Genomic DNA, 16,415 nt, shown 5'->3' with positions numbered 1-16,415 from the left:
GAATTACCAAGATCTTCTCAGGGGATGCGCCCTCGCGCAGAACGCCGTCCCGCAGGCCGCCGCCGTGCCGGCCCCGGCGGGGCCGGGTTTCCTACTTGATGCTCTTCACCAGCGGGACTGCCAGCTGCATGATGTTCGGCAGCCGGCCCAGGATGTTGTCGCCGCTGAGGAACAGCACCCGGTCGCCGATCCGGGTCATCACGATCTCCGAGCTGCTGTACGGGCCCGTGGGAACCCTCTTCATGTCGACGGCCTCGTCACCGAGCCCCGGCACGGGCTGCGCCGTCACGGTCATCGGGATCGGGATGCCGTCCACGCTCTTCCCGGTGAAGGTCTTGCAGCGCTCTGCGTACGCCCGGAGGTCGCCGAGCAGCTTGGCCGCGTCGCCGGGGCGGTAGGCGGCCAGGTAGACCTGGACCATGTGCTCCCCGTCGTAGACCTCGTTCATCGCGCCCGAAACCTTGTAGCCCTGGGAGAAGATGGTCCCGGCGAGACGCATCTGGTTGCACGGTTCCGTGATCTGCGGCGGGTCGGCCCGGTACTCGTTGATGGTGGTGCCGGTGTCGACCTGGTTGCCGTTGCCCTTGATCGTCCACCCGGCGGGCAGCACCGCGGCGGTCGGCAGGGACGCGCGCAGGTCCACTCCGGTGAGGAGCGGCGGGCCGGTCGGCGTGCTGCTGGGAGTGCCGAACGCCGGGGCGCCGGACGCCTGGAGCGTCGGCGTGTCCGTCGGGGCGGCGCCCGGGGAGGTGGCAGGGGCCGCGGTGATGGCCGCCGGCGTGCCGGAGACGGTCACCGTGCCGGAGGAGCACCCCGTGACAACGGCCGCGGCCATCGCGGCCGCGCCCACCGCGAGCGGAATTCTGACGGTGGATCGGACCATGGACACAAGGACCCCCGTGGGTTCGTAGCCGAATGCAGTGTTTCGTACACAGGGGTGTCACCCCCGGCAGTGACCATACCGTTGGCCTGACGCGACGCCCGACCGGGCTGCCGTCCCGGCATCCTGACGGTCCGCCACCTCGCCGCCCGGCCCCCGTGCAGGCGCGTGCACGGTGACGATCGTGCCCGATCCACTCGACCGGTGGCATGACTATTCGTACTCAACCCGTGCTCGACACCTGCCCGGCGGGATCACGACCGCCCCCGACCACCGGCCGTCCGCACCCACGTCGTCCGGCTTCACCAGGGCCGGCGGTGCAGCGCCATGTGCACGGTGTCGACGACCTGGATCAGCGCGGCGCGGGTGGTACCGGTGGGATGGAGCCCGCCGACGAGCAGGAAGCCGTGCATCACCCCCTGGTAGCGCGTCGACACCACCGGGACCCCCGCCGCGCGGAGCCTGGCCGCGTAGGCCTCGCCCTCGTCCCGCAGCACGTCGGCCTCGGCGGTGACCACGAGCGCCGGGGGCAGCCCCACGAGCTGCTCCAGCGAGGCGCGCAGCGGCGCGGCGGTCGTTTCCTTCCGCCGCTGGGGCTCGGGCAGGTAGTCGTCCCAGAAGCGGCGCATGTGCTCGCGGTGCAGGAAGTAGCCGGTGGCGAAGCGGTGGTAGGAGGGGGTGTCGAAGTCGGCGTCGGTGACCGGGTACAGCAGCACCTGGTGGGCGAGCGGGACGTCGCCGCGTTCCCTGGCCAGCAGGGTCAGTGCCGCCACCAGGTTGGCTCCCGCGGAGTCGCCGACGACGGCGATCCGGTCCCCCTCCAGTCCGATCTCGTGCCCGTGCTCGTGGATCCAGCGGGCCACGGCGTGGCACTGCTCGACGGCCACCGGGTAGCGCGCCGCGGGTGCCCGGGCGTAGTCCACGTACACGACGGCGGCGTCGGTGCCCAGGGCGAACTCCCGGATCAGCCGGGCGTAGCAGGCGGCGTCGCCGAGCGACCAGCCGAGGCCGGGCAGGAACAGCACCACCGGGCTGGGCTCGGCGGTGCCGACGGGTCTGGTCACCTGGACGTGCACCCGCCCGCCGGGCCCGCAGGGCAGGGCGAGCCACTCCGAGGTGACGCCGCAGGGGTCGTCCGGGTCCTCGTACTCGTCGCAGACCGTCTCGTCGCCCGATCCGTCGCCCGGAACGCCGTCGTGGGCGAGGAAGTCGTGGGCGAGGAAGGAGAGGTCCGGCAGTCCCGTCGCGGACCGGCCGGCTCCGGCGTCCAGGAACTCCTGGAGCGCCCGGTCGAGCACCGGACGCCGTTCGGGCAGAGGGGTGGGATCGGACAACTCATCGCTCCTGGCCTGATCGGAAGGGCTCGGCAACGCGACGCCTGCCCGGGCGTGGGCTCGGTCCGCGCCTGGCGGAAGGTCGGCCCTCCGACGCCTCGCGCACGCCTCCCGACGGTAGTGCCGGAGAGCCGGCCCGATTGGCCTGATCGTGCACGGATTTCCCTCCAGGATAAGCGACTCGTCATCCGGCACCGGCCCACAGGGCGCGCCGCCGGCGCGGCGGGATCCCGTAGGCGGCCCGAAAGCCCGGCTGGAGTACGCGGGTTGACGAATCCCCGTCGCCGGCTGACGAGCGTGCTCACCAGGGCATTCAGGAGGGATGACGGCCGTCGGCCTGGGCGGCGTAGGCCTGCCACTTGCGGGGCGAGATCCCGTAGGCGTCGCGGAAGGCGCGGCTGAAGTGGGAGTGGCTGACAAAGCCCCACCGGTGCGCCGGTGCGTCGGCCTGGCGCACGCCCAGGCAGAAGCAGGGGACGCGGAACTCGACCATCAGGCACTCGGCGTCCCGCAACAGGCCCGTCGGGTGACGGGTGGCGCCGATCAACAGGTCCCCGGGTTCCAGCACGGTGCTGACGCCGTGGCGTCGGACCAGAGTGGCGCCCCGGACGTGCAGGAGGACGTGGAGGCGGTCCTCCGGGTCGGTTCCGGGGGCGAAAAGGCTTTCAACCCAAGGGAGTTCACCCGGCATGACGGTCATCCGGCGACGACCGGGGAGCCCCCGCGAACGTGCCGCTCCCCGACCGCCCGACAGGACGGGCAGGACGGGAACGAGCCCGAGGACCGCCTGAGCATCCCGCGAACGGTGCGCAGAGTGTCCTATCGCGGTGCACCGCCGGAACATCTCCGGGAGAGCCCGTGCCCGCCCACCGAACGGGTCGCGCTCAGTCCGTGCCCAGCTTTTCGCTCAGCTGGCTGCGAGAGGTGATCCCGAGCTTCGGGAAGATCCGGTACAGATGCGTGCCGATCGTCCGGGGCGACAGGTGCAGCTGCCGACCTATCTCCTTGTTGGAGAGCCCTTGCGCCGCCAGCTGGGCGATCTGGACCTCCTGGGGCGTGAGCAGGTCCCGGTCGGGGCGGCCTTGGCTCCTGCTGCCCTCGCCGGCCGAGCGGAGCTCCTGGGCCGCCCGCTCACGCCAGGGCTCCACGCCCATGGCCGCGAAGGACTCCCGGGCGATCCGCAGCGGGATGCGGGCCTCCATCACCCGGCGGCGCCGCCGGAGCCAGGTGCCGTAGGCGAGCATCAGCCGGGCGCGGACGAAGGGCGTACGGGACATGTCCAGGTCGAACGCCGACCGGAAGTGCTCTTCGGCGTCCTCGTCGTCGGCAAGTAGCGCCTGGGCGAATCCCAGGCTCACCCGGATCATCTGGACCTCGCTCGCCCCGGCGGACGTGACGAGCTGTCGCAGGGCGGCCTTCGCCATGGCGCGCTGGTCGTCGCCGGTGGCGGCCTCGGCCAACTCCGTGATGGCCATGGTCTGCATGAACGGGTGGTAGGAGGGATCGGCCGGGTCGAAGACCCGCCAGACGCAGAAGAACGCCTCGGCGAAATGGCCCGCCGCGAGGCCGATGAGGCCACGCGTGATCTGGATGTACGCGAGCTTGGAGGGGTCGACCACGGTCAGTCCCTGGCCCTCCGCCTCGCCGATCGCGACCAGCGCGATGTCCAGGTCCCCGCGCAGCGCGGCGAACTGGGCCTTCGCCACCCGCGCACCGGTCAGCCAGCGTGGTTGCGCGGTCTCCTCGGCCAGCCGGGCCGCCTCGGCCGCCGCCGGGAGTCCGGTCTCCCAGTCGACGGTGTGCACGGTGGCGAGGGCGAGGAGCACCAGTGTCTTGGTCAGCGGGCCCCGGCGCCCCTGACGACGCAGGCCGTCCGCCGCGTGGCGGGCGAATCCGATGACGTGGTCGAACCCGTTCACCATGATGGCCGCGTTGGCCAGCGTCGAGGCGGTCACGACGTCGTACCCGCCCTCACGCTCGAGGCGCCGCAGCCGGTCGATCACCGTCGCCGACGCCTCCAGCGGGGCGGCCCCCGCCAGCGTGCACACCAGGTCCGGGTGGAGTTCCGCGACGGGTAGCCGCTCGGCGGCCGTCACGACGCGCTCCCGCAGTTCCCGCCCCGGGTCCGCCCACCAGCACCGCCACGCGGCCACGCGCAGCAGCCGCAGCGCGAGTTCGGTATCGCCGGCCTCGGCGGCCTGCTCGGCCGTGGCGATCAGCAGGTGGATCCGGGACGTGGTGGTGTCGGACTCCGACTCCAGCCATTCGCGCAGCAGGACCACGCGGGCCCGCTCCAGCACGTCCAGGCCCAGCGATTCGGCCTGCTGCAGCAGAGCTGATACGTGATCCGCCTGCCCGAGTTCGAAGCGCAGTTCCGCCGCGCCGAGGAGGCGGGCCACGCTTCCCGAGGGAGTTTCGCTCAGCGCGGTGGCGCGTTCCAGCGCCGTCAGGGCCACCGCTGCGGCACCGCGCTCCCTCGCGCTGGAAGCCGCCTGGTCCAGTTGCCGTGCCACCGCTTCGTCGGGGCGACCGCCGGCCGCGGCCCGGTGCCACGCTTGCCGGTCGGGTTGCCCCTGGAGGGTGCGGGCAAGCGCGCCATGGGCGGCGAGACGGTCCGCGAGCGAGGCCTCACCCAGGACGGCGGAGCGCACCAGCGGGTGGGTGAAGTCGATCCGGAACCCGTCGACGCGCACCAGACCCGCGGCAATGGCGGGCTCCAGGGAACGTGCGGAGACCTCGGTGCCCGTCAGCGCCGAAGCCGCGGCGAGCACCTCGGTCAGCGCGCCGTCGTCGGCGGTGGCCGCGATCAGTAGCGCGAGGTGCGTGTCGGGGGGAAGGTCGGCCGGCCGCGAGGAGAAAGCCCGCTCCAGTCGGGCGGTGAGGGGAAGCCCGGGCGACAGCGCGGACTCCCGAGGCGCCGTGTCCGCCCCCAGGGTGAGCGGGAGCTCGGTCAGTGCGAGGGGATTGCCGGCCGACATCTGCGCCACCAGGCGGCGCGTCCCCGGGGCGAGACCGGGGCTGCGGGCGGTCAGCAGGGCGTCGGCCGCGTCCGGTTCCAGGGGCTTGAGGTGCAGCTCGCGCAGGTCGTGGGCGCCCTGCCACGCCGTGCGGTCCTCGCGGACGGCGACGAGCAGGCCGACGGGTTCGGCGCCGACTCGGCGTGCGACGAACGCGAGGACGTCCAGGGTCGGCCCGTCCAACCACTGGGCGTCGTCCACGACCAGCAGAACGGGAGCTTCGGCGGCTGCCTCGCCGAGCAGGCCGAGGGTGGCCAGGGACAGCATGAAGAGCTGGGGCCCGGAGGCGCCGGGAGGTGGTTCCGCCATGCCGAAGGCCCCCAGCAGCGCCTGCACCTGGGGGATGGGCAGGCGCTCGATGAGGTCCGTCACGGTGTGGGTCAGCTGGTGCAGTCCCGCGAACGGCAGATCGCTCTCGGCCTGGACACCCGAGGCCCTGAGGACGGTGAATCCGCAGGCGCGCGCCCGGGCGGCGGCGTGGTCCAGCAGGACGGACCTGCCGATCCCGGGGGCCCCGTGGATCAGCAGCGCGTCGCCACGCTCGGGCAGGGCGTCGACCAGTGCGTCGACGGCCGCCAGCTCCTCGTCCCGGCCGAACAGTGTGGTGCCTGACATCCGATGTTCCTCTGCGCCTGCGCCAGTGCTCTGACCTGGACCGTTGCAGTCTAGGTGCACGCATTGCACGGTTGGAATGCGCTGAGAGTCATGTGTCCGGCGACACATCACCTACAGTCGCTTCACAGTCATTCAGCCGCCGACGTAAGTCATCCCGTGTTCCATGCTGGATGCCACACCGACCGGAGGGAGGACCCATGACATCCGTGACCGACCCGGCCGGGTTCCCGGAGGACAGGAACACCGGTCATCGACGGAGCCGGGCCGTCTCCATCGCCGCCATGCCCGTGACGGTCGCCTCGTACGAGCCTTCGTCGGACCCGGGCCGGATGAGGACCCAGCAGTTGGGGCACCTGCTCTTCATCACGACGGAAGCCGGCCCTCGCTGCTACACCCGCGACCTGCGGGAGATCGCCCGTGGCACCAGGCAGGCCGAGGGGTTCTTCGTGGTCGCCGTCATGGGGGCCACCGGTGCCGTGGTGCAACAGGACGGCCGGACGGTCGAGGTCCCCGCGGGAGCGGTTTCCTTCTGGTACACGGAGACCCCCCATGTGGTCGACTACCCGGACGGAGTGGACGTCAGGGTGTGCCTGCTCCCCCGCCGGGCCTTCGGCGTGCGGGACGAGCAGCTGGAACGGGTGACGGCCACCGTGGCCGACGCCGGCGGCCCGGTGGCCGCCCTGGTCAAGCAGTCCCTGCTGACCCTGGTCGAGACGGCCAAGGACTGCCCAGGGCTCGTCGCCGGTCGACTGGCGTGCAACTTCGCCGACCTGGTGGCCACCCTCGTCACCGAGCAGGCCTCCCGTGACGCGCCGGCCACGGGGGACTCCCGCCACACCCGGATCCGGGAGATCCATGCCTACGTGGACCGGCACCTCAAGGAGCCGGATCTCGGACCGCGGACGATCGCGGCCGCGCACGGCATCTCCGTCCGCTCCCTCCACAAGCTCTTCGAAGGGGAGGGGACCACCGTCAGCCGCCTGATCCAGCGCCGCCGGCTCCAGGCGACTGCCCAGGCCCTCACCCGCAAGGACAGCGGCGACAGCACGGTCTCCGGCGTGGCCCAGCGGTGGGGCTTCACCGATCCGGCCCACTTCAGCAGGCTCTTCCGTGCCTCGTACGGCATCTCACCGAGCCAGTGGCGCGACACCCTCGGCGGCACCGAGCCGTCCGACCCGCGGGACACCCGGGGCCCGGTGTCCCGATGACCCATCGACCCGAGGGGAACCCGGTGCCCGCATCTCTCTCCACCGCGTCGCTGCCCGCCGCCGACCGGGCGGAGAGCTGGCAGGACGCCGTGTCCCACACCTTCGTGCCGATGACCGTGGACTTCCTGGAGGAAGTGCCGTCGCCCGGGGAGATCGTCGGCCACCGGCTGGGTTCCGTGCAGATCTCCAGGGTCCAGGCCGGGCCCCAGGTGGTGACCCGCAACAGGCACCTGATCGCTGACGGCGACTCGCCGACGCTCGTCCTCAGCCTCCAGGAACGGGGCACCGCGCTCAAGGACCAGGACGGCAGGGAGACGCTCATCCGGCCCGGCGAGTTCTCCATCACCGACACCTCCCGGGTCTTCCGGAAGAAGATCGAAGAGGAGTTCGTCTTCACCTCCTTCCACTTCCCCCGCGCCGAACTGGACGTCCAGGAGAAGGACCTGCGGGCACTCACCGCCACGGCGTTCAGCGGCGCCGAGGGCAGCGCCGCGCTGCTGACGACCTACCTGTCGAGGATGGCGCACGAGGCGGCGGAGCTGGACGAGGCCGTCGGGCGCCGGGCCGCGGCCACGGCACTCGACCTGCTGGCGCTGTTCGTCGACGACCGGGCCGGGCGCGGACGGCCGCAGGGTTCACGGACAGCGGCCTCCTTCGAGCGGGTCAAGGAGTACATCCTGCGCAACCTCCGCGATCCGGACCTGTCACCGTCCACGATCGCGGAGGCGAACTTCATGTCCGTCCGCTTCCTCCACAAGCTGTTCCACCTGGAGGGCGCCACGGTCGGCGGGTGGATCCGGACACAGCGGCTGGAGCGCTGCAGCCGGGACCTGCTCCGGCCGGTGGCCGGGGAGCTCGGGGTGGCGGGGATCGCCCGGCGCTGGGGCTTCGCCAACTCCAGCCACTTCACCCGTGCCTTCCGCGCGGCCTACGGCATGACGCCGCGGGACTGGCAGGTCGGCGCCCACCACACGCGCCGGAACGGCTGAAATTCGTCTCCCCTGGAGGGTTCTGTGCTGCTGCTCGGTCTCAACACCGTGCCACCTCGTGAACAGCAGCGCGGGGGTGTTCTCCACGGCGATGACCAGGTGGTCGGTCGTGGGCTGGACCGAGCGGATCCCGCACGGGTAGCGGGTGGTTGTGTTCGGCCAGGAGAACGCTCGCAGGAGCCAGGCCTCCAGGCGGGCCTGATCCGGTTGCCCGGCGGCCAACTGGTCGGCGACGGCGAACTGTTCACGCTCACCGTGACCGGCGACTCCATGAACGGCGTCGGTGCATCCATCGAGGACTGCTGCCCCCTGTCGATCGCATGACCCGGGGGTGCCACCGGGCCCGGAGCACCGTGTGACCGCTGAGGAGAGGCCTGGCCGGCACCCGGCCGAGCGCAACGCCCGGCCGCTGACGGGTCCTCCAGCCGCTCGCGTCGCCGCGCGTACGGCTCGGCGAGCAGCTACTGGTCGCCGGTGTGCAGCAGGTCGGACGCGACGTACAGAGCGGGCGCAGCCAACGCGCCGGCCTGCACCGCGGCCGGGCGGGTGCGGTGGATGCGGCCCTGCAGCCCGGGGAACGACGGGACGCCGGCGCGCACCACCACCAGGTCGCCGTCCAGGACCCAACGGGCCCGGACCTGCGTCAGCGCGTCGGCGACCTCGGGGAACCGCGCGGTGAAATCGGTGCCGGACCGGCCTACCAGCTGCACCAGCGCCGCCTCGGGCAGGTAGGCGATGCACCGCGCTCCGCGCGCACCGACTCAAGGGTGGCGCCCTCCAGCTCGGTGCCGACGAGGCCGGCCTGCCCGGCTCCTTCGGCGCCTGGACCGATCAGACCGAGCAGGGCGACGAGCGCGACCCGGCCGAGGACGCTCCCGCCGACCTGCCCTGCCGGCTCGCCAAGATCATCCCACTGCCCGACCCAATTTCAAGTGCCGGACCGGGACAGAGCCGGTCGATCTATGCCGACGTCAAAGGCCCTTCAAGACACGATCAAGTGCCGACCGGCCTGCGGGCCCCCAGTTCGGCTTGCCGCCGGGCAGGCCGCGGTCCCCGTTCTGGCCCATCAGCATCAGGAACAGGCTCTTCATCGCGGCCAGCCCGCGCGCCCGTCGTACCGCCGCGTCGTCCGCCTGTGCGTAGCTGTCGAAGAACCGTGAGGCGCCACCCGTGGGGAGCAGCAGCCAGGCGGCCACAAGGTCCCATGCCGGGTCGCCGGCGAAGAGGGCGCCGAAGTCGACGACGCCCGCCAGTGTGCCGTCCGCGACGACGACGTTCGCGGGATGCAGGTCGCCGTGCACCCACACCCGCGGGCCCTTCCATTCGGGAGCCACCACCGCGTCGTCCCACACGGCCCGGATGTCGTCCTCGGCGAAGCCGCCGAGGTCCACGGCCTGCAGGAATTTCTCGAAGCCGTCCGTGCACTCCCTGGGGTGAGCGCCGAAGTCCGAGGCGTCCGGCGCGTCGGCGGGTGCCTCCGCATGCAGCGCCTTGAGGAAGGCCGCCAGCGTGTCGGCCGCGTGGTTGGGGCGGGTGATCGAGGTGTGGTCCAGTGGCGTGCCTTCAACCCATGTCATGACGGTCCAGACCTTGGGGAAGCGCTCGGACGGTGCCCCGGTGCGCACCGGGGTCGGGATCGGAAGCGGCAGTCGCGAGGCCAGCACCGGCAGCCAGCGGCGCTCCTTGAGCTGCAGATCGGGGAGTTTGTCCATGCGCTGCATCCGGACGGCCATCTTGTCTCCGAGGCGCCACATCTGGTTGCCCCAGCCGCCCTCCACCTCGCGGATGGGCAGCTCGGCCAGGTCCGGATGCTGTTCCCGCAGCAGGTCGCGGACCAGATCCTCGCTGATCTCAATCTCGGATTCGATCATGCGAAGTCACAGTACTTGAGGCAGGCGGAGCCAACCTTGCCCTTGCGAAGACCCCAGGGTTCGATCTCCCAAGTTCTCGCGCTACCCGGTTGTCCTGGGCGCGCACCGACTCAAGGGTGGCGCCCTCCGACTCGGTGCCGACGAGGCCGGCCTGCCCGGCTCCTTCGGCGCCTGGACCGATCAGACCGACCAGGACGACGAGCGCGACCCGGCCGAGGACGCTCCCGCCGACCTGCCCTGCCGGCTCGCCGAGATCATCCCGTGGCGGCTTCTGGATTCACCTTGGCTGGACCCCGAGAGCCCCGTGGGTTCAGGGGAACCGAAGGTCCTTCAGCGCGAACCCACGGGTCCACCGGTGTGCGTCAGGCCGATGCATCTGTGGGTTCGCGCTCAAGCACGGGATGCTGAGCAATCCGATGAGCTTCGGCGGTAACGCCGACTGGACGTCCTTGGGCTATGACGGCCGCCCGCCGAACTGCCAGTTGTGCACCTCGATGTCGGCGTAGCGGTCCGGGGTCAGGATGGCGCGTGCCGTCTCCGGGTCCGGCGCCCGGACCAACCCTGCCGTGCCCAGCCAGGTGGCGCCGTCGTCGGACAGCATCGGCCCGTAGGCGATCAGCTCGTCCCGGTCGGGTGGCACGGCGAGGTCGGCGGGCTGCCCCGAACCGAGGCCGAGCACCAGGTAGCGGTTGCCGCCGGTTCGGCCACCGGGGAAGTCCCACATGGTGCGCCCCAGCACGTTGCGCCACCGCCGCAGCAACACGTCCCGGTAGACGCTGGCCTGGTAGCCGGGCTCGTCGAAGGCGAACGCGCGGGCGGCGGCGGGATCGGGCAGGCCGAGGATGTGCACACTTCCGGTGGGTGTGTCACCGTCGTCGTCGAGGGTCGGGCCCCGGGCGATCATCTCTTTCGCGTACTGGTCCATGTAGGACCAGTGTTCTTCCCGCAGTTCGTAGCGCAGGGCGACGGAGTCGGGCCGGTTGCGGTGGTAGCAGAGGAACTCCATGCCCATAGGGTCTCTTCAAACAGGTCACAGGATCGAGCGGTTTTCATTGCGATGATTGCTCGTCCAGGAGCACGCGTGCTGGCTCCGCGTAGCGGATGGCGGTTTTCTCGGCCAGGCCGAAGACTTCGGCGAGGTGGAGCGGGTCGGGGCCGTGGACGAGGGCTTCTTCGAGCCGGCGGTCGACGCGGAGCCGCTCCAGGGTGACGGTCTGGCCACCAAGCGTGGCGGAGACGGAGACGCCGCTGATGGGGCCGGTCTCCAGGGCGGTCGCAGCAGTTCACGGCACGCTTCACCTGTGGGCGGGAGGGCTGACTCACTGGCACGTTGGCATGAGTCAGCGGTCCACGTTGACCCGCGTCAGCCGCTCGCCGCTCGGCAGGCCGTTCTGCGCGGAAAGTCGACGAACACTCGGGCCAGTTCGTGTGCTACGACCCCGGCCGGTGACCGGGGCGGGTATCGGTGGTTCCGGATATCGGTGAGGCCCCTCCGGAGCGTTGGAGGGACCTCACCTGGTCATGCAGTCAGATCCGTGCCGGACTCCGTCCGCCGGGTTCGAGGCGGCCGGGGGGTGTCGGTCAGAGGTCGGTCGGCGGCAGGCTTCTCGGCCCTGTTCTCCCGAAGCTACGGGAAAGTGACAAGTAGCTCTCTGTCATCAAGTGACGCTCGGTCAGGGAGGGCGAGGCGAGGTCCGGGCACTTCGCGGACCTGGAGGGCGGCGAAGTCGGTATGGGCCTGTTCGACGGCTTCGGGGTACGACTTGCGCTCGGCGTGCTCGGCGAGCGCCCGGTAGATGCCGGCCACCGAGGGGGTTCTGTGCCTTGCGCTTGCCGGTGGGGATGATCAGGTCGGGCTGGATCTGCTCGACGGACTGGCCGCCCGCGCGGCGCCGCAGCACGGTGTGGGGCATGTCGTCGGCGATGACCGAGGGCCGACCGCGGTGCGGCGACGAGCTTCGATCGATCAGCCCAAGTTCGCCGTGTCGCTGGTTCCGGTTCACCCACTTCGACGCCGCTGCTCGGGACATCCCTCCATCTCTGCGGCGACATGCACAGTCGGACGAGTCTTGCAACGCTCGATCAATCGGCGGCGACCCTCCACGGACAACGGTGCGTTCGCCTCGCTCATGGTGTCGTCGAGGCCGTACGGGACGCGTGGTGCCGCGTGCCGGTGACGATGAGCGAAACGTTCTGCCCACCGAAACCGAAGGAGTTGCTGAGCACGGCCTCCTGGGGGACGTCTCGTCGCTCTGCGACGACATCGAGATCGATGTCGGGATCGACGCCGGCCGCGGTGAGGTTGCGGGTCGGCGGGATGACACCGCGCTCCACACTGAGGACGGCGATGAGTGCTTCGATCGCGCCGGCTGCGCCGAAGAGATGACCGAGCGCGGCCTTGGGGGCTGTCACGGTGGCGTGGCCGAAGACCTCCCTGATCGCGCGTGCCTCGGCGACGTCGCCGACCGGAGTTCCGGTGGCGTGGGCGTTGATGTGGCTGATCTGCCCGGGAGCCAAACCGGCTTGCGCGAGGGCCTTGCGCATGGCGGAGATCTGACCGGAGCCGTCGGGAGCGGGCGCCGTGATGTGGTGGGCGTCGGCGGCGATGCCGGCGCCCGCGAGCACTGCGTGGACGCGCGCGCCTCGGGCGCCGGCATGCTCGGCGCTTTCGAGCACCATGACAGCGGCGCCTTCGCTGAGGACGAATCCGCTGCGGTCCGCGGCGAACGGCCGTGACGCCGAGGCGGGTTCGGCGGTGTGCCTCGACAGTGCTTGTGCCTGGGCGAAGCTGGCGACGGTGATCGGGGTGGTTGCGGCCTCGGTCCCGCCCGCGATGACCACGTCCGCCTCGCCGGCACGGATGAGCCTGGCCCCCAGGGCGATCGCCTCGGCACCGGAAGAGCACGCCGAGACGGGCGTGTAGACCCCGGCCCGTGCGCTGTATTCGATGCTGATCAGCGCCGCCGCCGCATTGGGCATGAGCATCGGGACCGTGCGTGGCGAGACGCGCCGGGTCCCGGCCGCTTCCAGTACGTCGTCCTCCTTCAGCAGCGTCCCTATGCCGCCGATGCCCGTGCCGATCGCCGAGGCGAGCCGGTCCGGGTCCACCTCTGGGGCGCCGGCGTCGGCCCAGGCTTCGGCCGCCGCGATGAAGGCCGCCTGCTGCGAGCGGTCGAGCCGCCTGGCCTGTACCGGCAGCAGCAACTCGGCGGGGTCGATCGCCATCGTCCCCGCGACGGTGTCGGGAAGGCCGACGTCCTCGTGGCCGCGCAGGACGCCCCCGCGGATGCCCGACTCGCCGGCAAGCAGGGCCTCCCAGGTGGACGCCACGTCTGCCCCGAGTGGTGTGATCGCGCCGAGTCCGGTCACGACGACTTCAGTCCGGTGCATACCCCTCAACCTTTCTTGTATGCGATACAAGCGAACAGCCCTGTTGTATCACATACAATTTCGCTGTGGAGAAGAAGCGAACCGAAGATCGATCAACGCCGGCTCGGTCGCGCGACCGCGGTCGCGCGACGAGGCGTCGGCTGATCGAGGAAACTGCACGGCTCTGCAAGGAACGGCCCGGCGCCGAGATGAGCGTCGCGGAGATCGCGAACGCGGCAGGCGTCTTCCCCAATCAGGTCACCTACCACTTCGGCTCCAAGGACTCGCTCCTCGTGCACGCCGCCTTTCTCGGCCTGCTGCACGACGCCCGACGGATTGAACGCATCGGTCGCCAAGCCCCCGATGCGGCGACATTTCGGCGCAACATCGCCCGCGCCGTACTGGCCATGCCCTCGCTCCCGTCAGTCACGCGAGCACTCGCCGCCGGGATCTCCAAGCCCGAACTCGCCTCCGTGGTCGACCAGCACCTCCAGTTGCTGTTCCGGCAATCCGAGCGTTTCGTGAGCCAGCTCATCGACAGTCGCGGCTGGAGGACCCGTCGACCGCTCAACGTGGAAGCCAGGACGTTCTGGAGCACCGCGCTCGGCGCAGTGCTGCTCGTCCGCGCCGGGGCACATGGCACCGTCGCCGACCTCGACCTCGCCGGAGCATTGACCATCCACGACGAACCCGATCCCGGTTAGCTCAGTCGAACAGACCGGCGACAACGTGCGCGGTTCCCGCGCGATGATGGCTTTGTCGCGGCCGGCATGTTTGCCCAGATCTGCTACGCAGAGCTACGTGATGGCCGTGGACCCCCGCAATACCTCCCGCCGGTGCCCCGCATGCGGGCTCACCACCCGCGAGAACCGGCCCGCACAGGACACCTTCCACTGCGTTGGGTGCGGCCACCAGGCACACGCCGACACGGTGGGAGCCGTCAACGTTCTACGGGCCGGGCCGGGCCGGGCCGGGCCGGCCCGTCGCGACGCCCAAGCGGCATAGCGAGAAGCCCCCGCGTTCACGCGGTGGAGGAGTCACGTATCCAGCGACGCCGTGTTCTCCGGTGTCCGCGTCCACTACGACGAATCCTGCCTCCCCGACCCGCTCAACCCTGACGGTGCCGCGAAGGCCGCGGCGGAGACCGGCGTCCGCCTCGTGAACCCGGGCGCCGTCGTCGCTCGCACCTCCCTGATCGTCGGCGACCGGCGATCAGAACACGTACGCGCGGTGCACGACCTCGCGGCCGGCACTCGTACCGGTGTCCTGTTCACCGACGACATCCGCTGCCCCGTACACGTCGCCGACCTGGCCGCCGCCCTGCTGGAACTCGCGTCCAGCGACCTGTCCGGTGTCTACCACCTGGCAGGAACCGATGCCGTGAGCCGCTACGAACTCGGCACCCTCATCGCCCGGCGTGACGGGCTCGACGCCTCCCGGCTCCCTACCGGCCTGCGGGCCGACAGCGCACGTCCCGGAGCACTCGACGTCCGCCTCGACAGCCGTGCCACCCAGGACCGGCTCCGGACCAGGCTCCGCGGCGCCCGCCAGTTCCTCGCCCTGGGGACGTGAGCTCCTCTTCCAAAACGATGCGATCGCCCACGCTCAGACTCCGGTGAAACGGCGCAGACCTCGATGAGACGGGACAGTTCCGGAACTCTGGGCCCTCCCCACCGCATGAGCCCCGGTTCCGCGAGAGCCAACTCGGCTGAGAACAGCGTCCGAGCCCGTTCCCGCACCACCTTGGCTTTGTCCACGAGTTGCGGTTCTGGCTCAAGGCGCTCGTCATGAGCCGGAGTCGATGTTCACGAGAACGGGAGGCGCCCAGTACCGGTGATGAGTGACAGCAGAGGATCCGTCACCAAGATGCCCTTGTGGAGGGTCTGCTTGTCGGCGCGCCAGGTGGCGTTCAAGGGCCGAGCAGGGGCCCGAAAGTCTGCCGGCCGATGTGCTCGGCATCCGGCTGGTCGACTACACGGCCGGGGACGTCCGGGTGCTGGCTCGTCCAGGCGCGGGCGCTCGCTGCGTCGGTGAAGAAGTTCAGAGCGTCGCAGCAGGCGGCGGCCGCGGGACCGCCTCCGGGACGCTGTCCGACGAAGACCAACGCGCTCGCCGGTTCCCACCGAAGGGTGCCAGTAGTCGAAGTGACGGTGATGGGGTCGCCGCTCAGCGGGTCGGTGGAGGAGATCACCGCGTCCTGGCCGAGCATGGCCGGGACGCCCAGGGCGTCGATGGCACACATCGACCACACCTCCACCCCGCTTTCGAGGCGGACCCTGTGGCGGGTGGGGACAGCGGAGAAGGGATAGGCGGCACGGATGTTCCCGGCCTCGTCCAGGGTGAGGAAGTCTTCGTCGGCCAACTCGGCCAGTACGTCGGTGGCACTCCGCCCAGCACCGGTCGCCACCGGCTGAAGCGTCTGTGGATCGGGGGCGACCCCCGTGGCGGCGAAGTGGCGCAGGATCTGCTGGTGCACCGCGCGCAGGCCGTGCTGGGCAGGCGCGCGGCGGCCCCGGCCAGCCCGGCCGACCACATCCAGGGGCTCCGCAGTCTGTGCCGTGCAACAGTCTGACATGTCTATGGCCGGCCCGGGCGCGGCAGCTGCGGCCAGCGCCTGACGCAGGGCGGCTTCGTCCGGCACGCCGGACACGGTGCCATCGGCGTCCCGGTACAGGCGGCACGACAGGCTCGGCACAGCCCCTGGCGGGGCAAACGGGTCGGCGCCGTCAACCAGGATGGTCGGCGACCCGTGCATGCCCCAGTGGACGGCCTCGGCCTCGTCGCGCACCTCGACCAGCTCCACCTCCGCATCCCGGCCGCCCAGGGCGGCGGTGACCCGCTCCAGCGCCGGCCGTGCGTTGGGGCAGTCCGCCACCATCAGCACCGTGATCCGCATCCGTCCTGCCCTCCTGGTCATCACCGTGATACGCATCGACCGTAGACCTTCCAGTGCACTGGAAGGTCAAGGGCTAGCCTCAATACCAGTGACTTAAGGATCTTTGCTGGTAGGCTGCCTGTCCAGGAGGTGCCTGGATGTCACGCCCTGGGCAGGTCAAGCCGCCGACGGACGAGCGGTTGTCGGACCGGATCGCAATCGGACTGCTTACGCGGACGTTCCCGCCGGAGCTGGTG

13 protein-coding genes and 3 pseudogenes are annotated in these 16,415 nt (G+C 70.9%); 6 read left to right on the top strand and 10 right to left on the bottom strand.

Going from position 1 to position 16,415, the window contains the following annotated elements; all coding sequences use genetic code 11:
* Positions 1 to 91 precede the first annotated feature (91 nt).
* The 4 genes and pseudogenes from ACIRRH_RS39295 to ACIRRH_RS39280 all read right to left on the bottom strand — a co-directional run bounded on the left by ACIRRH_RS39295 (position 92) and on the right by ACIRRH_RS39280 (position 5,846).
* Positions 92 to 883 carry a hypothetical protein gene (locus tag ACIRRH_RS39295; protein ID WP_403077420.1) on the bottom strand — a complete coding sequence of 264 codons (792 nt, stop codon included), beginning with the start codon at positions 881 to 883 and terminating at the stop codon, positions 92 to 94.
* Positions 884 to 1,182: 299 nt separating this feature from the next.
* Positions 1,183 to 2,214, bottom strand: a complete 1,032-nt coding sequence (locus ACIRRH_RS39290; protein ID WP_403077417.1) for an alpha/beta hydrolase — start codon at positions 2,212 to 2,214, stop codon at positions 1,183 to 1,185.
* 313 nt (positions 2,215 to 2,527) lie between these two features.
* A pseudogene (locus ACIRRH_RS39285) lies at positions 2,528 to 2,656 on the bottom strand (AraC family transcriptional regulator); the annotation flags it as partial.
* 442 nt (positions 2,657 to 3,098) lie between these two features.
* Entirely contained in the window at positions 3,099 to 5,846 is a 2,748-nt protein-coding gene (locus ACIRRH_RS39280) for a helix-turn-helix transcriptional regulator (RefSeq protein ID WP_403077415.1), read from the bottom strand.
* A 197-nt stretch (positions 5,847 to 6,043) separates the two neighbouring features.
* On the opposite strand from ACIRRH_RS39280, the gene ACIRRH_RS39275 reads away from it, so the two are divergent.
* The 3 genes from ACIRRH_RS39275 to ACIRRH_RS39265 are packed head-to-tail and all read left to right on the top strand — an operon-like array spanning position 6,044 to position 8,367.
* Positions 6,044 to 7,054 (top strand): helix-turn-helix domain-containing protein, encoded by a 1,011-nt coding sequence (locus ACIRRH_RS39275; protein ID WP_403077413.1) that lies wholly within the window; start codon positions 6,044 to 6,046, stop codon positions 7,052 to 7,054.
* 23 nt (positions 7,055 to 7,077) lie between these two features.
* Complete coding sequence (locus ACIRRH_RS39270) at positions 7,078 to 8,043, top strand: helix-turn-helix domain-containing protein (protein WP_403077411.1); 966 nt, start codon at positions 7,078 to 7,080, stop codon at positions 8,041 to 8,043.
* A 24-nt stretch (positions 8,044 to 8,067) separates the two neighbouring features.
* Complete coding sequence (locus tag ACIRRH_RS39265; RefSeq protein WP_403077409.1) at positions 8,068 to 8,367, top strand: hypothetical protein; 300 nt, start codon at positions 8,068 to 8,070, stop codon at positions 8,365 to 8,367.
* A 137-nt stretch (positions 8,368 to 8,504) separates the two neighbouring features.
* Here ACIRRH_RS39265 and ACIRRH_RS39260 read toward each other — a convergent pair whose 3' ends face one another.
* The 5 genes and pseudogenes from ACIRRH_RS39260 to ACIRRH_RS39240 all read right to left on the bottom strand — a co-directional run bounded on the left by ACIRRH_RS39260 (position 8,505) and on the right by ACIRRH_RS39240 (position 13,304).
* Positions 8,505 to 8,753 (bottom strand): hypothetical protein, encoded by a 249-nt coding sequence (locus ACIRRH_RS39260; RefSeq protein ID WP_403077406.1) that lies wholly within the window; start codon positions 8,751 to 8,753, stop codon positions 8,505 to 8,507.
* Positions 8,754 to 9,014: 261 nt separating this feature from the next.
* Entirely contained in the window at positions 9,015 to 9,914 is a 900-nt protein-coding gene (locus ACIRRH_RS39255) for an aminoglycoside phosphotransferase family protein (RefSeq protein WP_403077404.1), read from the bottom strand.
* A gap of 454 nt (positions 9,915 to 10,368) precedes the next feature.
* Positions 10,369 to 10,920 (bottom strand): YciI family protein, encoded by a 552-nt coding sequence (locus ACIRRH_RS39250; protein ID WP_403077403.1) that lies wholly within the window; start codon positions 10,918 to 10,920, stop codon positions 10,369 to 10,371.
* Positions 10,921 to 11,856: 936 nt separating this feature from the next.
* A pseudogene (locus ACIRRH_RS39245) lies at positions 11,857 to 12,045 on the bottom strand (helix-turn-helix domain-containing protein); the annotation flags it as partial.
* Entirely contained in the window at positions 12,042 to 13,304 is a 1,263-nt protein-coding gene (locus ACIRRH_RS39240; protein ID WP_403077400.1) for a beta-ketoacyl-[acyl-carrier-protein] synthase family protein, read from the bottom strand. The gene ACIRRH_RS39240 and the pseudogene ACIRRH_RS39245, both read right to left, overlap by 4 nt.
* Before the next feature lie 65 nt (positions 13,305 to 13,369).
* Between ACIRRH_RS39240 and ACIRRH_RS39235 the strand changes: the two genes are divergently transcribed.
* From ACIRRH_RS39235 to ACIRRH_RS39225, 3 genes and pseudogenes are all read left to right on the top strand, one after another.
* Positions 13,370 to 13,987: a TetR/AcrR family transcriptional regulator C-terminal domain-containing protein gene (locus ACIRRH_RS39235; protein WP_403077398.1), complete on the top strand. Its 618-nt coding sequence runs from the start codon at positions 13,370 to 13,372 to the stop codon at positions 13,985 to 13,987.
* 43 nt (positions 13,988 to 14,030) lie between these two features.
* Positions 14,031 to 14,288, top strand: a complete 258-nt coding sequence (locus ACIRRH_RS39230; protein ID WP_403077513.1) for a zinc ribbon domain-containing protein — start codon at positions 14,031 to 14,033, stop codon at positions 14,286 to 14,288.
* Between the two features lie 33 nt (positions 14,289 to 14,321).
* Positions 14,322 to 14,855, top strand: a pseudogene (locus ACIRRH_RS39225) (sugar nucleotide-binding protein); the annotation flags it as partial.
* A 337-nt stretch (positions 14,856 to 15,192) separates the two neighbouring features.
* Here ACIRRH_RS39225 and ACIRRH_RS39220 read toward each other — a convergent pair.
* Positions 15,193 to 16,161, bottom strand: coding sequence for an alkylmercury lyase family protein (locus tag ACIRRH_RS39220; protein ID WP_403077510.1), 969 nt, complete (start codon positions 16,159 to 16,161; stop codon positions 15,193 to 15,195).
* Positions 16,162 to 16,415 lie beyond the last annotated feature (254 nt).

This window comes from Kitasatospora sp. NPDC101235 (genome assembly GCF_044767505.1).
Lineage (GTDB): Bacteria > Actinomycetota > Actinomycetes > Streptomycetales > Streptomycetaceae > Kitasatospora.
This window is presented reverse-complemented; position numbering and strand designations above follow the sequence as displayed.

Bases quoted from the DNA above. Each gene is read 5' to 3' on its own strand.
- ACIRRH_RS39295 (WP_403077420.1), bottom strand. From the start codon at position 883: ATGGTCCGATCCACCGTCAGAATTCCGCTCGCGGTGGGCGCGGCCGCG.
- ACIRRH_RS39280 (WP_403077415.1), bottom strand. From the start codon at position 5,846: ATGTCAGGCACCACACTGTTCGGCCGGGACGAGGAGCTGGCGGCCGTC.
- ACIRRH_RS39275 (WP_403077413.1), top strand. From the start codon at position 6,044: ATGACATCCGTGACCGACCCGGCCGGGTTCCCGGAGGACAGGAACACC.
- ACIRRH_RS39255 (WP_403077404.1), bottom strand. From the start codon at position 9,914: ATGATCGAATCCGAGATTGAGATCAGCGAGGATCTGGTCCGCGACCTG.
- ACIRRH_RS39250 (WP_403077403.1), bottom strand. From the start codon at position 10,920: ATGGAGTTCCTCTGCTACCACCGCAACCGGCCCGACTCCGTCGCCCTG.
- ACIRRH_RS39240 (WP_403077400.1), bottom strand. From the start codon at position 13,304: ATGCACCGGACTGAAGTCGTCGTGACCGGACTCGGCGCGATCACACCA.
- ACIRRH_RS39230 (WP_403077513.1), top strand. From the start codon at position 14,031: ATGATGGCTTTGTCGCGGCCGGCATGTTTGCCCAGATCTGCTACGCAG.
- ACIRRH_RS39220 (WP_403077510.1), bottom strand. From the start codon at position 16,161: ATGGTGGCGGACTGCCCCAACGCACGGCCGGCGCTGGAGCGGGTCACC.